Below are 2,987 nucleotides of genomic sequence, written 5' to 3' on the forward strand. Positions count from 1 at the left end.
GTCCACGGGGCCCCATTTTGCGTTGTGCGCGTCAGGAACCACTCACGTCTCGGGAAGACAGGAACCGGTGAAAAAACTGGTGAACGATCTGGTGAAGGAACTCTTCGGCGAACTCGCCGACGGCACGAAGGTCCACCGCTGGTCGCTGGAGAACGGCGGCACCCGGCTGAAGGTCCTCTCGTACGGCGGCATCGTCCAGTCCCTGGAACTTCCCGACGGGCACGGCGGACACACCAACGTCTCGCTCGGCTTCGACACCGTCGAGGCGTACGAGACGTCCAGCCCGTACTTCGGCGCGATCATCGGCCGGTACGGCAACCGCATCGCCAAGGGCCGGTTCAGTCTCGACGGCGAGGACCACGTCCTGCCCGTCAACGACGGCGGCCACAACCTGCACGGCGGGCCGGAGGGCTTCGACCGGCGGATCTGGGACGTGGAGGGGTACGCGTCCGGTTCCGACGTGGGCCTGGTCCTGCGGCGCACCAGCCCCGACGGCGAGATGGGCTACCCCGGCACGCTCACCGTGCAGGTCACCTACACCCTGACCGCGCAGGGCGACTGGCGCATCGACTACGAGGCGACCACCGACCGGGCCACGGTCGTCAACCTCACCAACCACGTGTACTGGAACCTGGCCGGCGAGAACGGCGGCTCGGTCCACGACCATGTGCTGCTGGTCGCCGCGTCCCGCTACACCCCGGTCGACGCGGGACTCGTCCCCACCGGCGAGCTGGCCGCGGTCGCGGGCACACCCTTCGACTTCCGTACGCCGAAGACGCTCGGGGCGGATCTGCGGCAGGCCGACCCACAACTGCTGTACGCCAAGGGCATCGACCACAACATGGTCCTGGACAAAGGACTCACGGAGCGGCCCGAGCACATCGCGCACCTGCGGGAGCCGGTCTCCGGCCGCACGCTGAAGATCGCGACGACCGAGCCCGGAGTGCAGCTCTACACCGGGAACTTCCTGGACGGCAGCCTCGTCGGGACCGGCGGGCGGGCCTACCGGCAGGGCGACGCGGTGTGCCTGGAGACCCAGCACTTCCCCGACTCGCCGAACCGCCCCGAGTTCCCCTCGACCGTGCTCAGGCCGGGCGGGACGTACCGCTCGACGACGGTCCATTCGTTCAACAAGTAACCATCCTTCACAGGTGGTTCACAACTTCCACATCGATTCACAGTCGTTGAACAGGGACACACAGGCGCACGTACTTAGAGGCGGCCCGGGTATCCCCGCTCGGGCCGCCGCCCGCGTACCCGCTCGGGCCGCCCCTCAAGGACGGAGGGTCCATGGCCGACAATGTCACCTCGCTGTTCCGCACCGGCGCGCACAGCCCCTCGATGGCCGCGCTGGCACGAGAGAGCGGGGAGGCCGGTCCGGTGGACTTCTGCATCCCGTGCAACCCGTACTTCCCCTCGCCCCGGATGATGGACGAGCTGACCACCCGGCTGCGCGACATCATCACGTACTACCCGAGCAGCGCGGACACCATCACCGCCGAGCTGTGCAACCTGCTGCAACTTCCCCCGCAGTGCGTGGCGATGGGCAACGGATCCACCGAACTGATCACCTGGATCGACCACTTGCTGGTCCGGGAGTCGCTCGCCATCCCCGTCCCCACCTTCGGCCGCTGGACCGACCAGCCGCTGGAGACCGGCAAGCGCGTCGACATGTTCCCGCTCCAGGAGAGCAACGGCTTCGCGCTCGACCCGGCGCAGTACATCCAGTTCATCCGCTCCCGGGGCACCCGGGCCGCCGTCATCTGCAACCCGAACAACCCCGACGGCGGGTTCCTGCCCAAGCAGACGATCCTGGCGTTCTGCGACGCGCTCGCCGACCTCGACCTGATCGTCATCGACGAGTCGTTCCTTGAGTTCGCCGACGCGGAGAACGAGCCGAGCATCGTCGAGGAGGCGGTGATGCGCCCCAACGTCATCGTGCTGCGCAGCCTCGGCAAGAACTTCGGCCTGCACGGCGTGCGGTTCGGCTACATGGTGGCCAACCCGGGCCTCGCGGGCAAGATCCGCTCGATGCTGCCGAAATGGAACCTGAACGCCTTCGCGGAGACCGTGGTCTTCATGCTCAAGGACTACGGGGCCGAGTACGTCGAGAGCCTGCACATGGTGCGCCGCGACCGGCTCGACATGGCGCGTCAGCTCTCCACGCTGCCCGGCCTCACCGTCTACCCCTCGCAGGGCAACTTCCTCTTCGTGCGCCTCCCCGTGGGCGCCGAGGGCACCGTGGTCCGGGACCGACTGCTCACCGAGCACCGGATCCTGGTCCGCGAGTGCGGCAACAAGATCGGCTCGTCCAGCCGCTTCGTGCGGCTCGTGGTACGGCCCCAGGAGGACGTACGCCGTCTGGTGATCGGCCTGGAGTCGGTGCTCTACGGAACCACCAGACGGGGTGCCGCCGTGCCCGAGCTGAGCCAAGGGGCCGGCTACAGCTCGGGAACCGCGGCGGTCGACCGGCTCGTCGGCTCGACGAACGGTCAGGGCTATCCGGGGCTCGCGGGCACGGCGAACGGGATGGTGCAGCAGCCCCAGCCCGTGCCGCAGCAGCCCGCGCAGTTGCCGCAGCAGCCGCAGCCGCTCGTCGCCGCGGCGAACGGGATGGTGGGGCAGCCGCAGCCGTTGACCGCGGCGCAGACGCGGGGGACCACGGGGATGCCGGGCGGGCTGACCGCTGTCGCCGCGCCGGGGCAGCCGCAGGGGTTCCCCCAGCAGGGGTTCCCCCAGCAGGGGTTCCCGCAACAGCCCCAGGCGATGCCGCAGCCCCAGCCGGTGCCTCAGCAGCAGCCGGGCGGGTGGCCGAACACGGCGGGGGCGTCCAACGGAGCGGGGTGGCCTGCGGCCGGCGGGGTGAACCGGGTCGGGTGACCCCGGGTCGGGTGACCCCTGGTGGGGGTGCCCTCAAAGATTGCGCAGTTCCCCGCGCCCCTAAAAGCAAAAGACTGCGCAGTTCCCCGCGCCCCCAGGTACCTGGG

The 2,987-nt window shown here is 69.4% G+C and carries 2 protein-coding genes; both read left to right on the top strand.

Going from position 1 to position 2,987, the window contains the following annotated elements; all coding sequences use genetic code 11:
* Nucleotides 1-22 precede the first annotated feature (22 nt).
* Entirely contained in the window at nucleotides 23-1,138 is a 1,116-nt protein-coding gene (locus ACFWGJ_RS43045; protein ID WP_387334419.1) for an aldose epimerase family protein, read from the top strand.
* 152 nt (nucleotides 1,139-1,290) lie between these two features.
* Complete coding sequence (locus ACFWGJ_RS43050) at nucleotides 1,291-2,880, top strand: pyridoxal phosphate-dependent aminotransferase (RefSeq protein WP_387334418.1); 1,590 nt, start codon at nucleotides 1,291-1,293, stop codon at nucleotides 2,878-2,880.
* Nucleotides 2,881-2,987: the final 107 nt, after the last annotated feature.

This window comes from Streptomyces sp. NPDC060205, from assembly GCF_042728395.1.
In the GTDB taxonomy this organism is placed as follows: domain Bacteria; phylum Actinomycetota; class Actinomycetes; order Streptomycetales; family Streptomycetaceae; genus Streptomyces.

Bases quoted from the DNA above. Each gene is read 5' to 3' on its own strand.
- ACFWGJ_RS43050 (WP_387334418.1), top strand. From the start codon at position 1,291: ATGGCCGACAATGTCACCTCGCTGTTCCGCACCGGCGCGCACAGCCCC.